The 15,845-nt window shown below is 69.2% G+C and carries 14 protein-coding genes; all 14 read right to left on the bottom strand.

From position 1 onward, the window contains the following. Positions 1 to 10: 10 nt before the first annotated feature. Positions 11 to 781, bottom strand: a complete 771-nt coding sequence (gene atpB, locus ACI2L3_RS23270) for a F0F1 ATP synthase subunit A (RefSeq protein ID WP_404754389.1) — start codon at positions 779 to 781, stop codon at positions 11 to 13. 276 nt (positions 782 to 1,057) lie between these two features. Then, positions 1,058 to 1,507, bottom strand: coding sequence for a hypothetical protein (locus ACI2L3_RS23265; protein ID WP_404754299.1), 450 nt, complete (start codon positions 1,505 to 1,507; stop codon positions 1,058 to 1,060). Between the two features lie 261 nt (positions 1,508 to 1,768). Further along, a complete protein-coding gene (locus ACI2L3_RS23260) occupies positions 1,769 to 3,079 on the bottom strand; it encodes an MraY family glycosyltransferase (RefSeq protein ID WP_404754298.1) in 1,311 nt (436 codons plus the stop codon). A gap of 127 nt (positions 3,080 to 3,206) precedes the next feature. Beyond that, positions 3,207 to 4,487, bottom strand: a complete 1,281-nt coding sequence (gene glyA / locus ACI2L3_RS23255) for a serine hydroxymethyltransferase (protein WP_404754297.1) — start codon at positions 4,485 to 4,487, stop codon at positions 3,207 to 3,209. Positions 4,488 to 4,537: 50 nt separating this feature from the next. Then, entirely contained in the window at positions 4,538 to 5,191 is a 654-nt protein-coding gene (locus tag ACI2L3_RS23250) for a protein-tyrosine-phosphatase (protein WP_404754296.1), read from the bottom strand. Next, positions 5,188 to 5,835, bottom strand: a complete 648-nt coding sequence (locus tag ACI2L3_RS23245) for an L-threonylcarbamoyladenylate synthase (RefSeq protein WP_362990246.1) — start codon at positions 5,833 to 5,835, stop codon at positions 5,188 to 5,190. The genes ACI2L3_RS23250 and ACI2L3_RS23245 overlap by 4 nt, the downstream gene beginning before the upstream one ends. A 46-nt stretch (positions 5,836 to 5,881) precedes the next feature. After that, on the bottom strand, positions 5,882 to 6,727 hold the full coding sequence (prmC, locus tag ACI2L3_RS23240; protein WP_404754295.1) for a peptide chain release factor N(5)-glutamine methyltransferase: 846 nt from the start codon (positions 6,725 to 6,727) through the stop codon (positions 5,882 to 5,884). A gap of 35 nt (positions 6,728 to 6,762) precedes the next feature. Beyond that, complete coding sequence (prfA, locus tag ACI2L3_RS23235; protein ID WP_404754294.1) at positions 6,763 to 7,839, bottom strand: peptide chain release factor 1; 1,077 nt, start codon at positions 7,837 to 7,839, stop codon at positions 6,763 to 6,765. A gap of 128 nt (positions 7,840 to 7,967) precedes the next feature. Further along, the gene (rpmE, locus tag ACI2L3_RS23230; protein WP_404754293.1) at positions 7,968 to 8,189 is read right to left on the bottom strand and encodes a 50S ribosomal protein L31; all 222 of its coding nucleotides are present in this window, start codon (positions 8,187 to 8,189) and stop codon (positions 7,968 to 7,970) included. A 157-nt stretch (positions 8,190 to 8,346) separates the two neighbouring features. Further along, positions 8,347 to 9,459, bottom strand: coding sequence for an LCP family protein (locus ACI2L3_RS23225; protein ID WP_404754292.1), 1,113 nt, complete (start codon positions 9,457 to 9,459; stop codon positions 8,347 to 8,349). Positions 9,460 to 9,780: 321 nt separating this feature from the next. After that, positions 9,781 to 11,859, bottom strand: a complete 2,079-nt coding sequence (rho, locus tag ACI2L3_RS23220) for a transcription termination factor Rho (protein WP_404754291.1) — start codon at positions 11,857 to 11,859, stop codon at positions 9,781 to 9,783. Positions 11,860 to 12,254: 395 nt separating this feature from the next. Beyond that, on the bottom strand, positions 12,255 to 13,172 hold the full coding sequence (thrB, locus tag ACI2L3_RS23215) for a homoserine kinase (RefSeq protein WP_404754290.1): 918 nt from the start codon (positions 13,170 to 13,172) through the stop codon (positions 12,255 to 12,257). 249 nt (positions 13,173 to 13,421) lie between these two features. Continuing rightward, positions 13,422 to 14,480, bottom strand: a complete 1,059-nt coding sequence (gene thrC, locus ACI2L3_RS23210) for a threonine synthase (protein ID WP_404754289.1) — start codon at positions 14,478 to 14,480, stop codon at positions 13,422 to 13,424. Between the two features lie 6 nt (positions 14,481 to 14,486). After that, a complete protein-coding gene (locus tag ACI2L3_RS23205) occupies positions 14,487 to 15,779 on the bottom strand; it encodes a homoserine dehydrogenase (protein ID WP_404754288.1) in 1,293 nt (430 codons plus the stop codon). Positions 15,780 to 15,845: the final 66 nt, after the last annotated feature.

Genomic DNA, 15,845 nt, shown 5'->3' with positions numbered 1-15,845 from the left:
GAGCAGGGGCTCAGTGATGCTCGGCGAGAGCGCCCTGGATGTACGTGCAGGCGAGGAGTACGAAGACGTACGCCTGGACGGCCTGCACGAAAAGCTCGAAGAGGATCATGACCATGGTCATCACGAAGGAGACGCCCGCGGCCGGGATCATGTAGCTGTTCAGCAGGTACCAGGAGGCGACGGTGAACATCACCAGCATCAGGTGACCGGCGAACATGTTGGCGAAGAGTCGCACCGCGTGCGTGAAGGGGCGCACGAGCAGGTTCGAGAAGAACTCGATGAACGACACGAGCCACTTGATCGGGCCGAGCGAGTTGTCGTAGCCCGTGATGTTCTTCCAACCGCCCACGAAACCGTGGCGCTTGAAGGTCAGGGACACCCAGAGCACGTAGACCAGGAGCGCGAGAACGATCGGGTACGCGATGACCGACGAGACCGGGAACTGGGCCAGCGGAATCACGGACCAGATGTTCATGATCCATACGAAGAAGAAGATCGAGACCATCAGGGGGACGTACTTCTCGCCCTCCTTCTTGCCGAGGGTCTCGTAGACGATTCCGCGTCGTACGAAGTCGTATCCGGCCTCACCGATCATCTGCAGCTTGCCCGGGACCAGCTTGGCCTTGCCGAACGCCACGTAGAAGAAGGTGACGACGACGAGCGTGGTCAGCAGGGCGAGCAGCATGACCTTGTTGAACTCGAACCCGCCGACGGTGAAGATCGGCTTGAAGAGGAACGAGTGCAGACCCGGAGCCGGGAAGCCACAGCCGTTGTCGGACATGATCCGACAGCTCCAGTCAAAGGCGAGCTCAGTTTGGTCAGCACTCACCGCGGGCTCCTTCGGCGTGACGCATAGGTACGGCAACCTCGTTGTCGTGTCGGCGCGGCACGCGGCCGCGGTTCGGCACCGGACTGGTGTTTCGGAAGTGTGAGCGGCGTTCAGGCATCGAGCCTCGCGATCGTGCAGGCGTCAGCTCAGATGCCCGCGCCAGCAGTGCCGCAGTTGGCACCGGACGATAGCAGCATCTCGAACGGCCATTTATCCCGCCCCTACCCATCACGTCGACGACCCCGACTTCTCCGGCTTGTCCTTCTTCTCGGAGTCGCTGTAGGAGTCGGGATCGACGTAAAGGATCTTGGCTTTCATGTGCGCGCGGGCCTGCGAGGCCATCCACGCGACGGTGGCCACCACAAGTCCGACGGCGAACGCCTTCGGGTTGAACAGAGTCGTGTCCTTGAACAGGGCCACGAAGAAGAGCAACAGCAACAGCTGGGCGACATAAAGCATCATGCCCATCGCCTGAAACAGCTGCGGAAGCGATTTTGCCGTCCGCTGAAGGACGAAGAGACCGAGCCCCATGAAGGCGATGACGACCACGGTGCCGACGACAGCTCCGATGGCCCCCTTTCCGCCGGCCACCACGGCACTGACCGCGGCGACGATCGCGCCGACGGCAGCTGTGGGCACAGCGGACTGGAGGAGATTTCGGGTGTCTTGAGACGGCATGGCGGCAGCTCCGCTTACTGATGGGGGCAGGGTGTCGTCATGGACGAGCGTAGACCCGGGTCGAGAGGGGGCCTCGGGCCGCTGGACCGTCGCACTACGGTCCTTCGGCTCTATCCCGGGATCTCGTGAACCGTATCACAAACTATTTGATGAGGTCTTTACCTGCTTGGTGTGCCCACTGTCACACATGAGAAGTAATCCGCGCGCATGTGCACCCAGCGGGGCAACTTGTCTGGTAATGGGGCGATTTCGAGACGGGCGTCAACGTGACGTCTCCGCTTCCCGTCGCTCCTCGAAGCGAGAGCGGGCGCCGATCGCGGTCGCTCCGTTGACGCCCACGGGGACCGGAGCCTCCTCCTCCGCCGGCATCGCGTCGTGGGCGGCCGGTTCGGCGGCGGCAGCGGCGCGACGCCGGTAGCGCGGCGGCACGAAGGCCTCCGCCCAGCGCGGCGTGCGCGGCGTGAAGCGCGGCAGCAGGAGCAGCACGAGCCCGAGCGCGCTGAGGGCGACGATCAGCAGCAGGATCCACATGCTCGTCGAGTGCACCGAGTACGCGACGGTGCCGAAGGCGATGAGCGCCGACCAGAAGTACATGATCAGCACCGCGCGGCTGTGCGAGTGGCCGATCTCCAGGAGCCGGTGGTGGAGGTGGCCGCGGTCGGCGGCGAACGGGGACTTGCCGTTCCAGGTGCGCCGGACGATGGCGAGGACCAGGTCCGCGAAGGGGATCGCGATGATCGTGAGCGGCATCAGGAGCGGGATGAAGACCGGCAGCATCGCGTGCGTGGCATCGCGGCCGCCGCCGAAGTTCAGCTTCATCGCGGCCGGGTCGACCTGTCCGGTGACGGAGATCGCGCCCGCCGCGAGGACGAGCCCGATGAGCATCGAGCCCGAGTCGCCCATGAAGATCCGGGCCGGGTGCATGTTGTGCGGCAGGAAGCCCAGGCACATGCCCATGAGGATGGCGGCGAAGAGGGTGGCGGGGGCCGCGGCCTCGATGCCGTAGCCGTACCAGATGCGGTAGGCGTACATGAAGGACGCCGCCGAGGCGATGCAGACCATGCCCGCCGCGAGGCCGTCGAGGCCGTCGACGAAGTTGACGGCGTTGATGGTGATGACGACGAGCGCGACCGTGAGCAGGGTGCCCTGCCCGGAGGTGAGCGAGACCGTGCCGACGCCGGGGACGGGGATCCACAGGATCGTCAGACCCTGCATGACCATGACGCCGGCGGCGATCATCTGGCCGCCGAGCTTGATCAGCGCGTCGATCTCGAACTTGTCGTCCAGGACGCCGATCAGCCAGATCAGCGCCGCTCCGGAGAGCAGCGCGCGCGGTTCGTTGGAGTTCTCGAAGACCGTGTTCAGGTTCGGCAGGTGGTCGGCGACCAGGAGGCCCGCGCACAGGCCGAAGAACATCGCGATCCCGCCGAGCCGGGGCGTGGGCTCCCGGTGCACGTCACGAGCGCGGATCTCCGGCATGGCACCGGCCACGATCGCGAACTTCCGCACCGGGCCGGTCAGCAGGTAGGTCACCGCAGCCGTGATGCAGAGCGTCAGCAGGTATTCACGCACGGGCTTCCCCACAGGTTTCGCTGGCCGTCACAGCCCCACACCCTAGCTTTGCGCGCATACGGTTGGGGACTTCCGGGTAGCGACGATGGTTGCACGAGGTCCCACGAGCCCCTGACGCGGCCGTCCCTCACCGGGCCGGGTACGGCGGAAATCTTCCCACCAGTTCGCGTACCTCTTCTCGTACGTTCGACTCCTCGCGCACCGCTGCGAGCAGCAGGCCCGCGACGCGCGCCATGTCCTGGCCGCCCATGCCCTGGGTCGTGACGGCCGCGGTGCCGAGGCGCAGGCCGCGCGCCTCGCCGTGCGGCAGGGCGCAGGTGTCGAGGTAGATGCCGGCCGCCGCGAGCCTGCCGCGGGCGGTCCGCGCGTCCACTCCCAGGGGTGCGGGGTCGGCCAGCACCAGGTGGGTGTCCGTACCGCCGGTGGTGATCGCGAGCCCTCCGGCGGCCAGCGCCTGTGCCAGCATGCGCGCGTTGTCGACCACCTGATGGGCGTACGCCGTGTAGGCGGGTGTCGCCGCCTCTCCGAAGGCGACGGCCTTGGCGGCGATCGTGTGCATCTGGGCGCCGCCCTGCGTGAACGGGAAGACGGCCCTGTCGATCCGTTCGGCGAGGCCGGCGCCGCACAGCAGGAGGCCGCCCCGCGGGCCGCGCAGGACCTTGTGGGTGGTCGCGCAGACGACGTCGGCGTACGGCACCGGGCTGGGCGCCGCTCCCCCGGCGATCAGGCCCATGGGGTGCGCGACGTCGGCGATGAGGTAGGCGCCCACGTCGTCGGCGATCTCCCGGAAGGCCGCGTAGTCGATGTGCCGGGGATAGGAGATGGAGCCGCAGACGATGGCCTTGGGGTGGTGCGAGCGGGCGATGGCGTGCACCTGGTCGTAGTCGAGCAGGCCGCTCTCGGGGTCCACTCCGTAGCCGACGAAGTCGAACCATCTGCCGGAGAAGTTGGTGGGTGAGCCGTGCGTGAGGTGTCCGCCGTACGGGAGTCCCATCGCCAGGACCGTGTCGCCGGGCCGCAGCAGCGCGGCGTACGCGGCGAGGACGGCGGAGGAGCCGGAGTGCGCCTGCACGTTGGCGTGCTCGGCGCCGAACAGGGCCTTGGCGCGGTCGACGGCGATCCGCTCGGCGATGTCGACCAGTTCGCAGCCGCCGTGGTGGCGGGCGCCGGGGTAGCCCTCGGCGTACTTGTTGGCGAGCGGCGAGCCGAGGGCGGTGAGGACGGCGGTCGACGTGAAGTTCTCGGCGGCGATCAGCTGGAGCGCGTCGGACTGCCGGGCGGCCTCGCCGATGAGGACATCGGCGAGTTCGGGGTCCTGCCGGCGCAGCCCTTCGAGATCCGTGTACGCGGCGGAAGCGGTGGGGGTGGCGGGTGCGGTGCTGACCGTGCTGACCGTGCTGAGCGACATCGTGGGCTCCGGGGCCGTGCGGGGGGTGACCTCAGATCCAATGTAGGCCGCTACATGTGCGCGGGCACCCCGGTCAGCGCCGTCACCACCGGGTCGAGTGCCTGGTTGATCTCGTCGCCCACGGAACGGAAGAACGGCAGGGGCGCACCGTACGGGTCGTACACCTCGTCGGCCTCCACGCTCGGCGCGAGGAGCCAGCCGCGCAGCGCGGCGGCGGCCCGGACCAGCGCCCGCGCCCGCTCGACCACGCCGTTGCCGTCGGGCTCGGGCAGGGTCGTGGGGTCTATGGCCCGCACGAGCCGGGTGAACTCCTTGAGCGTGAAGGTGCGCAGGCCCGCCGAGTGACCCATGGAGATGACCTGCGCCCGGTGATCCCGGGTGGCGGTCAGGACCAGGTCGGCGCGGATGACGTGGTCGTCGAGGAGCTCGCGCCCCATGAAGCCGCTGGCGTCCGCGCCGAAGTCGGCGAGGACCGTCTCTGCGTTGGTCTCCATGGGGGCGCCCTCGTGGCCCCAGGTGCCCGCGCTCTCCACGATGAGGCCGCCGGTGAGGGGGTCGCCGAGGCGGTCGGCCAGGGCATGCCTGGTCAGCCGCTCGGTGATCGGCGAGCGGCATACGTTGCCGGTGCTGACGTGGAGGATGCGGAAGGCGCCCGCAGAGCCCGGGAATCCCGCTATGCCACGCCCCGTCTCAGGGGCTGTCAATTCGCCACCTCGAGGTCGGGTACCACCTTGCGCAGCTCGTCGGCGGTCAGCGCGCCCGCGCGGAGCAGCACCGGCACCTTGCCCGTGACGTCGACGATCGACGACGGGACGATGCCGGGGGTCGGGCCGCCGTCCAGGTACACGGAGACGGAGTCGCCGAGCATCTCCTGCGCGGCGTCGCAGTTCTCGGGGGCGGGGTGCCCGGTGAGGTTGGCCGAGGAGACGGCCATGGGGCCGACCTCGGTGAGCAGTTCGATGGCGACGGGGTGCAGCGGCATGCGGATGGCGACCGTGCCGCGGGTGTCGCCGAGGTCCCACTGGAGGGACGGCTGCTGCTTGGCGACCAGGGTGAGGGCGCCGGGCCAGAAGGCGTCGACGAGCTCCCAGGCCATCTCGGAGAAGTCGGTGACCAGGCCGTGCAGGGTGTTCGGGGAGCCGATCAGGACGGGCGTGGGCATGTTGCGGCCGCGGCCCTTGGCGTCCAGCAGGTCCGAGCACGCCTCCGGGGTGAAGGCGTCGGCGCCGATGCCGTAGACGGTGTCGGTGGGCAGCACGACCAGCTCGCCACGGCGGACGGCGGACGCGGCCTCGCGCAGACCGGTCGTACGGTCGGTCGCGTCGTTGGTGTCGTATCGCCGTGCCATTAGTCCGGACTCCTCACTGAAAAGCTGACACTGATGATCTGGGTCGTCACGGCATCGCCTTGCGGGCGGTCGCGAAGCGCGGGCGGTTGTTCAGGTCGGGGTGGTCGGCCGCGTCGGCCCAGCCCCGTTCCTCGGTGAAGATCCACGGGACCTGGCCGCCCTGGGTGTCCGCGTGCTCGATGACGACGACTCCGCCGGGGCGGAGGAGCCGGTGGGCGGTGCGCTCGATGCCGCGGATCAGGTCGAGGCCGTCCTCGCCGGAGAAGAGGGCGAGTTCGGGGTCGTAGTCGCGGGCCTCCGGGGCGACGTACTCCCATTCGGTGAGCGGGATGTACGGCGGGTTGGAGATGACGAGGTCGACCTGCCCGTCGAGCTCCGGGAAGGCGTCCCTGGCGTCTCCGCGGCGGAGGTCGACCCTGGACCCCTCGACGTTCTTCCGCGTCCATTTGAGGGCGTCCTCGGACAGCTCCACGGCGTGCACCCGCGAGCGCGGGACCTCCTGTGCCATGGCGAGCGCGATGGCGCCGGAGCCGGTGCACAGGTCGACGATGAGCGGTTCGACGACGTCCATCGCGCGGACGGCGTCTATGGCCCAGCCGACGACGGACTCGGTCTCCGGGCGGGGCACGAAGACGCCGGGGCCGACCTGCAGCTCCAGGTAGCGGAAGAAGGCGCGCCCGGTGATGTGCTGGAGCGGTTCGCGGGCCTCACGGCGCGCGATCGTCTCCCAGTAGCGGGCGTCGAAGTCCGAGTCCTTGACGGAGTGCAGCTCGCCCCGCTTCACGCCGTGCACGAAGGCGGCGAGCTCCTCCGCGTCGTTGCGCGGCGAGGGCACGCCGGCGTCGGCCAGCCGCTGGGTGGCCTGGGCCACTTCCGCGAGCAGCAGGTTCACGCTGGTCCTCCGGGGGCGTCGTACGGGATGGGGCGTCAGGCTGCGGCGAGCTTGGCCGCGGAGTCCGCGTCGACGCAGGCCTGGATGACCGGGTCGAGGTCTCCGTCGAGCACCTGGTCCAAGTTGTACGCCTTGAAGCCGACGCGGTGGTCCGAGATCCGGTTTTCCGGGAAGTTGTACGTCCGGATCTTCTCGGAGCGGTCGACGGTGCGGACCTGGCTGCGGCGGGCGTCCGCGGCCTTGCTCTCCGCCTCTTCCTGGGCCGCCGCGAGGAGCCTGGAGCGCAGAATACGCATCGCCTGCTCCTTGTTCTGCAGCTGGCTCTTCTCGTTCTGGCAGGAGGCGACGACGCCGGTGGGCAGGTGCGTGATGCGCACCGCGGAGTCGGTGGTGTTGACGGACTGGCCGCCGGGCCCGGAGGAGCGGTAGACGTCGATCCGCAGGTCGTTCGCGTGGATCTCGACGTCGATCTCCTCGGCCTCGGGCGTCACCAGGACACCGGCGGCGGAGGTGTGGATGCGGCCCTGGGACTCGGTGGAGGGCACGCGCTGCACGCGGTGCACGCCGCCCTCGTACTTCAGCCGCGCCCAGACGCCCTGGCCCGGTTCGGTGGCGCCCTGGCCGCCCTTGGTCTTCACCGCGACCTGGACGTCCTTGTACCCGCCGAGCTCGGACTCGGTGGAGTCGATGATCTCGGTCTTCCAGCCGACGCGCTCGGCGTACCGCAGGTACATGCGCAGCAGGTCGCCGGCGAACAGCGCCGACTCGTCGCCGCCCGCGCCCGCCTTGATCTCCAGGATGACGTCCTTGTCGTCGGACGGGTCCCGGGGCACGAGCAGCAGCCGGAGCTTCTCGGTGAGCGCCTCGCGCTCCCGCTCCAGCTCCTTGACCTCGGCGGCGAAATCGGGGTCGTCGGCCGCGTACTCGCGCGCGGTCTCGATGTCGTCCCCGGTCTGCTTCCAGGAGCGGTATGTCGCCACGATCGGGGTCAGCTCGGCGTAGCGCTTGTTGAGCTTGCGCGCGTTGGCCTGGTCGGCGTGGACCGCCGGGTCGGCGAGCTTCTTCTCGAGATCGGCGTGTTCGCCGATCAGTTCCTCGACCGCCTCGAACATCGGGGGCTCCTGGTTTTCTACGCGAAGGTTCTACGCGAGCGTTCTACGCGAATCGGCTGCGGGACGGCAAAAGCGCCGGTCCCGGCCACCCCCTCCCGAGGGCGGCCGACGACCGGCGCAGTGGCTCGCTACTTGTTGGCGCCAGCAGCCTTGCCGAAGCGGGCCTCGAAGCGGGCCACGCGGCCACCGGTGTCGAGGATCTTCTGCTTGCCCGTGTAGAACGGGTGGCACTCGGAGCAGACCTCGGCACGGACGCGGCCGCTGGGGATCGTGCTACGGGTGGTGAACTCGGCGCCACAGGTGCAGCTGACCTGGGTCTCGAAGTACTCGGGGTGGATGTCGCGCTTCAAGGTGTCTCCTAGTTTCGGGAGGGCGCCGGGTCGTACGCGCGGATTGCTCGTACGTGAACCGGGGCCGACGTACCAGTCTGCCAGGACCGGCCGTATCTCCCAAAACCGGGGTAGGTGCCGATCTATTCCGCGCTCTTCCCGCGGGGCCGCGACCGGCTCAGTGGCCGGCGACCACGGAGCCCACGTCGCCCTTGTCGCCCGCGGACTTCTCGGTGGCGGACTTCGGGATGGGCCTGTCGGCCCGCAGCGCGTCCCAGACCTGCTGGTCGGCCTCTTCGAGGGGCAGGACGCGGTTGGGGTCGGCGGGGTCGTACTGGATGGGCAGCGTGACCATCTTCATGTCGCCCGCGCCGATGCCCTTGAGGCCGTTCGCGAAGCTCGCCAGGCTCTTGACGTCGTTCAGGTCGGAGTCGGTGGTGACGGCGCTCGTCGCGTCGTCCGCCAGGTCGAACAGCTTCTTGGGGCTGCTGAAGACGCCGACTTCCTTGACCTGGTCGAGGAGGGCCTTGATGAAGGCCTGCTGGAGCTGGATGCGGCCGAGGTCGCTGCCGTCGCCGACGCCGTGCCGGGTGCGGACCAGGCCGAGCGCCTGCTCGCCGTTGAGCGTGTGGGTGCCCGCGTCCAGGTTCAGGTGGCTGTCCTTGTCGCGGATGTCCTTCTTGGTGGTGATGTCGACGCCGCCGAGGGTGTCTATGAGCTTCTTGAAGCCCGTGAAATCGACCTCTACGTAGTGGTCCATCCGGATGCCGGACATCTTCTCGACGGTCTTGACTGCGCAGGCGGGGCCGCCGACCTCGTACGCCGTGTTGAACATCTGCCGCTGCCCGCCGGGGTCCGTCTTACCGTCGTCCGTCGCGCACTCGGGCCGGGATATGAGGGTGTCGCGGGGTATGGAGACGACGCTGGCCTTCTTGTGGCCCTTGTAGACGTGCACGATCATCGCGGTGTCCGAGCGGGCCGCGCCCTCGTCCTTGCCGTACTTGGCGTTGTCGCCGGAGCGCGAGTCGGAGCCGAGGACGAGGATGTCCTGGGAGCCGTTGTCGACGTCCATGGGGCGGTCGGTGCCGAGCGCGGCGTTGATGTCGACGCCCTTGATGTTGCCGTTGAGCTTGAAGTAGACGTAGCCGAGGCCGGTGCCTCCGAGGACGGCGACACCCGCGGCGGTCCAGGCCGTGACGACGAGGATCTTCCTGCGCGTGCTGCGCGGCTTGCGACGACGACCGCGTTTGCCGCGCCTCGGCGCGTCGGCGGCCCTGCTCTCGTCAGTCATGCGCTCCTCAGTCCTCGTCGGTCGGTTACCCCCTGCTTTCAGGGCCAGGCGTGGCTTTCCGTCACTTGTCAGACGGCAAAACCGAAAGAAGGGTTGCACGGCACCCTGTGTGCGCCCCGGGTTCCGACCGCTACGGACTGTGGCTGATACACCCGCCTATTTCGCCTGTCACCTGCGCTTTCTTGGGACTCGGCGCTACCCGCGGTGACGGTGAGAATCTCTTAGGCGTGTGGCCAAGGTCTCGCTCCAGTCACGCAGGGCAACAGAAAAGCCGCCCCGTCACAGAAGTGACGGGGCGGCTCTTCGGACCACTGAGGACGACTAGTCGTTGCCGTTGCCCGGCGTCGGCGTCGTCTTCTGGATCTGCAGCAGGAACTCGGCGTTCGACTTCGTCTGCTTCATCTTGTCGAGGAGCAGCTCGATCGCCTGCTGCTGGTCGAGCGCGTGCAGCACACGGCGCAGCTTCCAGGTGATGGCGAGCTCGTCGCTGCCGAGCAGGATCTCTTCCTTGCGGGTGCTGGACGAGTCGACGTCCACCGCCGGGAAGATCCGCTTGTCGGAGAGCTTGCGGTCGAGCTTGAGCTCCAGGTTGCCGGTGCCCTTGAACTCCTCGAAGATCACCTCGTCCATGCGCGAGCCGGTGTCGACGAGCGCGGTGGCCATGATGGTCAGCGAGCCGCCGTCCTCGATGTTGCGCGCGGCACCGAAGAAGCGCTTCGGCGGGTAGAGGGCCGTCGAGTCGACACCACCGGACAGGATGCGGCCGGAGGCCGGGGCGGCGAGGTTGTACGCACGGCCCAGACGGGTAATCGAGTCGAGCAGTACGACGACGTCGTGGCCCAGCTCCACCAGACGCTTGGCGCGCTCGATGGCGAGCTCGGCGACCGTGGTGTGGTCCTCGGCGGGACGGTCGAAGGTCGAGGAGATGACCTCGCCCTTCACCGACCGCTGCATGTCGGTGACCTCTTCCGGACGCTCGTCGACCAGGACGACCATCAGGTGGCACTCGGGGTTGTTGTGCGTGATCGCGTTGGCGATCGCCTGCATGATCATGGTCTTGCCGGTCTTCGGCGGGGCCACGATCAGACCGCGCTGGCCCTTGCCGATGGGCGCGACGAGGTCGATGATGCGGGTCGTCAGCACGCCCGGGTCGGTCTCCAGACGGAGCCGGTCCTGCGGGTAAAGGGGCGTCAGCTTGTTGAACTCCGGTCGCCCGCGCCCGGATTCGGGCGCCATGCCGTTGACGGAGTCGAGGCGCACGAGCGCGTTGAACTTCTCGCGGCGCTCGCCGTCCTTGGGCTGGCGGACCGCGCCGGTGACGTGGTCGCCCTTGCGCAGGCCGTTCTTGCGGACCTGGGCCAGCGAGACGTACACGTCGTTGGGGCCCGGGAGGTAGCCCGACGTACGGATGAACGCGTAGTTGTCGAGGATGTCCAGGATGCCCGCGACGGGGATCAGGACGTCGTCGTCGGAGACCTGCGGCTCGTTGCCGAAGCCCTGCTCGTCGCGGCCACGACGGCCACGGCGGTCCCGGTAACGGCCGCGGCGGCCGCGACGGCCACCCTCGAAATCGTCGTCATCCTGCGGACCGTTGTCACGCTGACGGTCCTGACGGTCCTGCCGGTCCTGACGGCCGCCGCCCTGCTGCTGACGGTCCTGCCGGTCCTGGCGGTCCTGACGGCCGCCGCCCTGCTGGCCCTGCTGCTCGTCGCCCTTGTTGCCGCGGCGGTCGCGGTCGCGGCCGCGTCCCTGCCGGTCCCGGCGGTCGCGGCGGCCCTCGGCGGTGTCACCGGAGCTGTCGCCGCCCTTGTCGCCCTTGGGCTCGGACGCGTCGCCCTTGGCCTCGGCCTTCGCCTCGGCGGTGACGGTCTCCGGGCTGCCCGCGTCGGCGGTGGCGCGGCGCCGGCGGCGCTCGCCGGCCGGCTGGTCGTCGCCCCCGCGCTCCTCGCTCGCGCGGGCGGGTCCGCCGGCGGGCTGGCCGGGGATGTCGATCTGCTGCTGGGTGGCGGCCTTCTCGGCCTTGGCACCCTTGGCGTCATCGGCCTTGGCCGCCTTGGCGGCGGGCTCGGCGGCCTCCTCGCCCGTACGGGCCTTCGAGGTGGCCCGGCGCTTGGGCTTGGTCTCGGTGGTCTCACCGGAAGCCGCGGCGCTCTTCGCCGGGGCTCCGCCCCCTGCCTGCGCCTCCTTGATGACCTCGATCAGCTGGCTCTTGCGCATGCGCCCGGTGCCCTTGATTCCAAGGCCCGATGCGACCTGCTGCAGTTCCGCCAGCACCATGCCCTCAAGGCCGGTGCCGCGGCGCCGCCGGGACCCGGCCGAAGCACCGGTGGCAGGCGCCGCGGAGGCGTCCGTGGCGGGCGTGTCGGCAGTCACGCCCATCAGATCGGTGGTGTCGCTCACGAAGGGTCCTTCCCTGGAGCGGACGTCGGCCTGTCTGGCTCGGCGACCGGTTGTGCTGTCCGGCGATCGGTCCTGCATTTCCGTGGACCGTGCCGGGGCGGTGGTCCGCCAACGCGGCGGAAGAATTCATTGGTGATGGCGATTCCCGGTGCGGTGCCACTGATGTGCGGTGTCACCCGGCTCGGTCACGCCGGTTCCGGAGCGTGCTCAGGACCGCTCAGTGCAAGGCACGAAGCAGTTTGGGAGGCTCCCGGAAGAATGGTTGTCCCGGACGGGGACACAAAGCACCTCGCCATGGTGAGGTCGGGTGCGGACTTGAGATTAACACTACCGGATCCAACAAACATTCCCCCTCTCAGGATCGGGACACCCCGAAATCCCTTCGTTCACTGCCGTCAGGGCGCGAGCGGCAATACGCTCGTGCCCGTGGCGTCGAGCGCCAGGCGGTTGGCCGCCCAGCCCTCCCCCGCCAGGCGTGCGACCTTGTCGGCCGCACTGTCTTCGACCAGCGCGAGGACCGTGGGGCCCGCGCCGGAGATCACCGCGGGCACGCCGTCGGCGCGCAGCCGCTCCACCAGGGCGGCGCTCTCCGGCATGGCCGGGGCGCGGTACTCCTGGTGCAGCCGGTCCTCCGTGGCGGCGAGCAGCAGCTCGGGGCGCCTGGTCAGGGCCTCGACGAGCAGGGCCGCCCGGCCCGCGTTGGCGGCCGCGTCGACGTGCGGGACGGTGCGCGGGAGCAGGCCGCGCGCCGTCTCGGTGAGGAGAGGCTTTTCCGGTACGAAAACCACCGGAACGATGGAATCGGCCGGTTCCATGCTGATCGCCCGGGCCGTCCCCCCGTCCATCCAGGAGAGCGTGAAGCCGCCGAGCAGGCAGGCGGCGACGTTGTCGGGGTGGCCCTCGATCTCGGTGGCCAGATCGAGCAGCGCGGCGTCGTCGAGGCGGGCCTCGCCGCCTATCGTCACGGCGCGCGCGGCGACGATGCCCGCGCAGATGGCGGCGGACGACGAGCCGAGGCCCCGGCCGTGCGGGATGCGGTTGGCGCAGACGATCTCGAGGCCGCGCGGCTGTCCGCCGAGCAGGTCGAAGGCGGTGCGCAGGGAACGTACCAGCAGATGCGACTCGTCGCGCGGGAGGGTTTCACTGCCCTCGCCGGCGATGTCGATGTGCAGGCCGGAGTCGGCCACCCGGACGACGATGTCGTCGTACAGCCCCAGCGACAGGCCGAGGGCGTCGAAGCCCGGGCCGAGGTTGGCGCTGGTGGCTGGGGTGCGCACCCGGACGGCGGCGGCGCGGAACGCGGGACCGGCCATCGCTCGATGACTCTCCTTGAGCTGCGTGTTTTCGAGGCTGCGTATTTTTCGGTACGTGCCACATGTACGGAACACCCGAAGGCCGCGAACAACGGCGGCACCGCGGCATATGCGGCGGGGCGGGTTCGGTACAGCCTATCGAAGGAAGGTTCTGTGGCGACATAGGGCGCACAGGAGGCGCACGATGCGTGTCGTAAGCCCCCCGTGCCACCCCCTGTACAGAGTCGCGGGTTTCGTCAGCCCACGTGGTTACGCGAGACCGAGGCGCTCGGCCGCGGCGGCCGCGTCGACCGGGACGGTGACCGGCTGCGGGGCGCCGGCGACGGCCCAGTCCGGGTCCTTGAGGCCGTTCCCGGTCACGGTGCAGACGATCTTCTGCCCCTTGTCGACCTTGCCCTGCTCGGCGGCCTTCAGCAGACCGGCGACCGAAGCGGCCGACGCGGGCTCCACGAAGACACCCTCCTGGGACGCCAACAGCTTGTAGGCGCGCAGGATCTCACGGTCCGTCACCTCGTCGATGAAGCCGCCGGACTCCTCGCGCGCGTCGAGCGCGTACTGCCACGACGCGGGGTTGCCGATGCGAATCGCGGTGGCGATCGTCGACGGGTCCTTGACGACCTCGCCGCGCACGATGGGCGCGGAGCCGGAGGCCTGGAAGCCCCACATCCGGGGCGTACGGGTCGACACCGCGTCGGCGGCGTACTCCTTGTAGCCCTTCCAGTAGGCGGTGATGTTGCCGGCGTTGCCGACGGGAAGGACGTGGATGTCGGGGGCGTCGCCGAGCGCGTCCACGATCTCGAACGAGGCGGTCTTCTGCCCCTCGATGCGGAACGGGTTGACCGAATTGACCAGCGCCACCGGGTAGTTGTCCGACAGTCCTCGAGCGAGGTTCAAGCAGTCGTCGAAGTTTCCGTCGACCTGGAGGATCTTCGAGCCGTAGACGAGCGCCTGGCCCATCTTGCCGAGGGCGATCTTGCCCTGCGGCACGAGGACCGCGCAGACCATTCCGGCGCGTACGGCATAGGCGGCGGCGGACGCCGACGTGTTGCCGGTGGAGGCGCAGATGACGGCCTTCGCGCCCTCCTCCTTGGCCTTGGTGATCGCCATGGTCATGCCGCGGTCCTTGAAGGACCCGGTGGGGTTGGCACCCTCGACCTTGAGGTGGACCTCGCAGCCCGTGCGCTCGGAGAGCACCTGTGCGGGCACGAGCGGCGTGCCACCCTCGCCGAGCGTCACGACCGGCGTGGTGCCGGAGACCGGAAGACGGTCCCGGTACTCCTCGATGATTCCGCGCCACTGGTGGGTCATTGCTGCTTACTCCCCTTCAACCCGCATGATGCTGGCGACACCACGCACGGTGTCGAGATTGCGCAGCGCCTCGACGGTGCCGCTGAGGGCGGCGTCGGGCGCGCGGTGGGTGACGACGACGAGGGAGGCCTCGCCGTCCTTGCCCGTCTGACGGACCGTATCGATCGATACGCCGTGTTCGGCGAAGACCGTCGCGACCTGGGCGAGGACGCCCGGCTTGTCGGCCACGTCGAGGCTGATGTGGTAGCGCGTGACGACCTCGCCCATGGAGCTCACGGGCAGCTGCGTGTACGCGGAGTCGCCGGGTCCGGTGGCCTCGGCGAGCTTGTTGCGGCAGACGGCGACGAGGTCGCCGAGGACGGCGGACGCGGTGGGCGAGCCGCCCGCGCCGGGGCCGTAGAACATGAGCTGCCCGGCGGCCTCCGCTTCCACGAAGACGGCGTTGTACGCGCCCCGCACCGACGCCAGCGGGTGGCTGAGCGGGATCATCGCGGGATGCACGCGCGCGGTGACGGACCCGCCGTCGGCCGCCCGCTCACAGATGGCGAGCAGCTTGATGGTGCACCCCATCCGTTTCGCGGAGGCGAAGTCGGCGGCGGTCACCTCGGTCATGCCCTCGCGGTACACGTCGTCGAGCCGCACGCGCGTGTGGAACGCGATCCCGGCCAGAATGGCAGCCTTGGCGGCCGCATCGAAGCCCTCGACATCGGCAGTCGGATCGGCTTCCGCATACCCCAGCGCGGTGGCCTCGTCGAGGGCCTCCTGGTAGCCCGCCCCCGTCGTGTCCATGGCATCGAGGATGAAGTTGGTGGTCCCGTTCACGATGCCGAGGACGCGGTTGACCTTGTCACCGGCGAGGGACTCGCGCAGCGGCCGGATGAGCGGAATGGCACCGGCGACGGCGGCTTCGTAGTACAGATCCCGCCCGTGCTCGACGGCGGCCTCGTGCAGCGCGGCACCGTCCTGGGCGATGAGCGCCTTGTTCGCGGAGACGACCGAGGCACCGTGCTCGAAGGCGGTGGTGATGAGGGTCCGCGCGGGCTCGATCCCCCCGATCACCTCGACGATCACATCGATGTCACCCCGCTTGACCAGCGCGGTCGCGTCGGTGGTGATGAGCTCCGGGTCGATTCCCTCACGGACCTTGGAGGGCCGTCGGACGGCGACCCCGGCGAGCTCCACCGGGGCGCCGATCCTCGCTGTGAGGTCGTCGGCGTGCGTCGTCATGATGCGCGCCACCTCTGAGCCGACAACTCCACAGCCCAGCAGCGCCACCTTCAGCGGACGCGTACGCATCATCCGACCTCACTTCTCATACATCTACGGTGGAACCAGTCTCACCCACCGGAACAGACTTTCTGTCCA

Source organism: Streptomyces sp. NPDC029674, assembly GCF_044903205.1.
Classification (GTDB): domain Bacteria; phylum Actinomycetota; class Actinomycetes; order Streptomycetales; family Streptomycetaceae; genus Streptomyces.
Note: the sequence above shows the minus strand (reverse complement) of the source record. Positions and strands in the feature narration are given on the sequence as shown.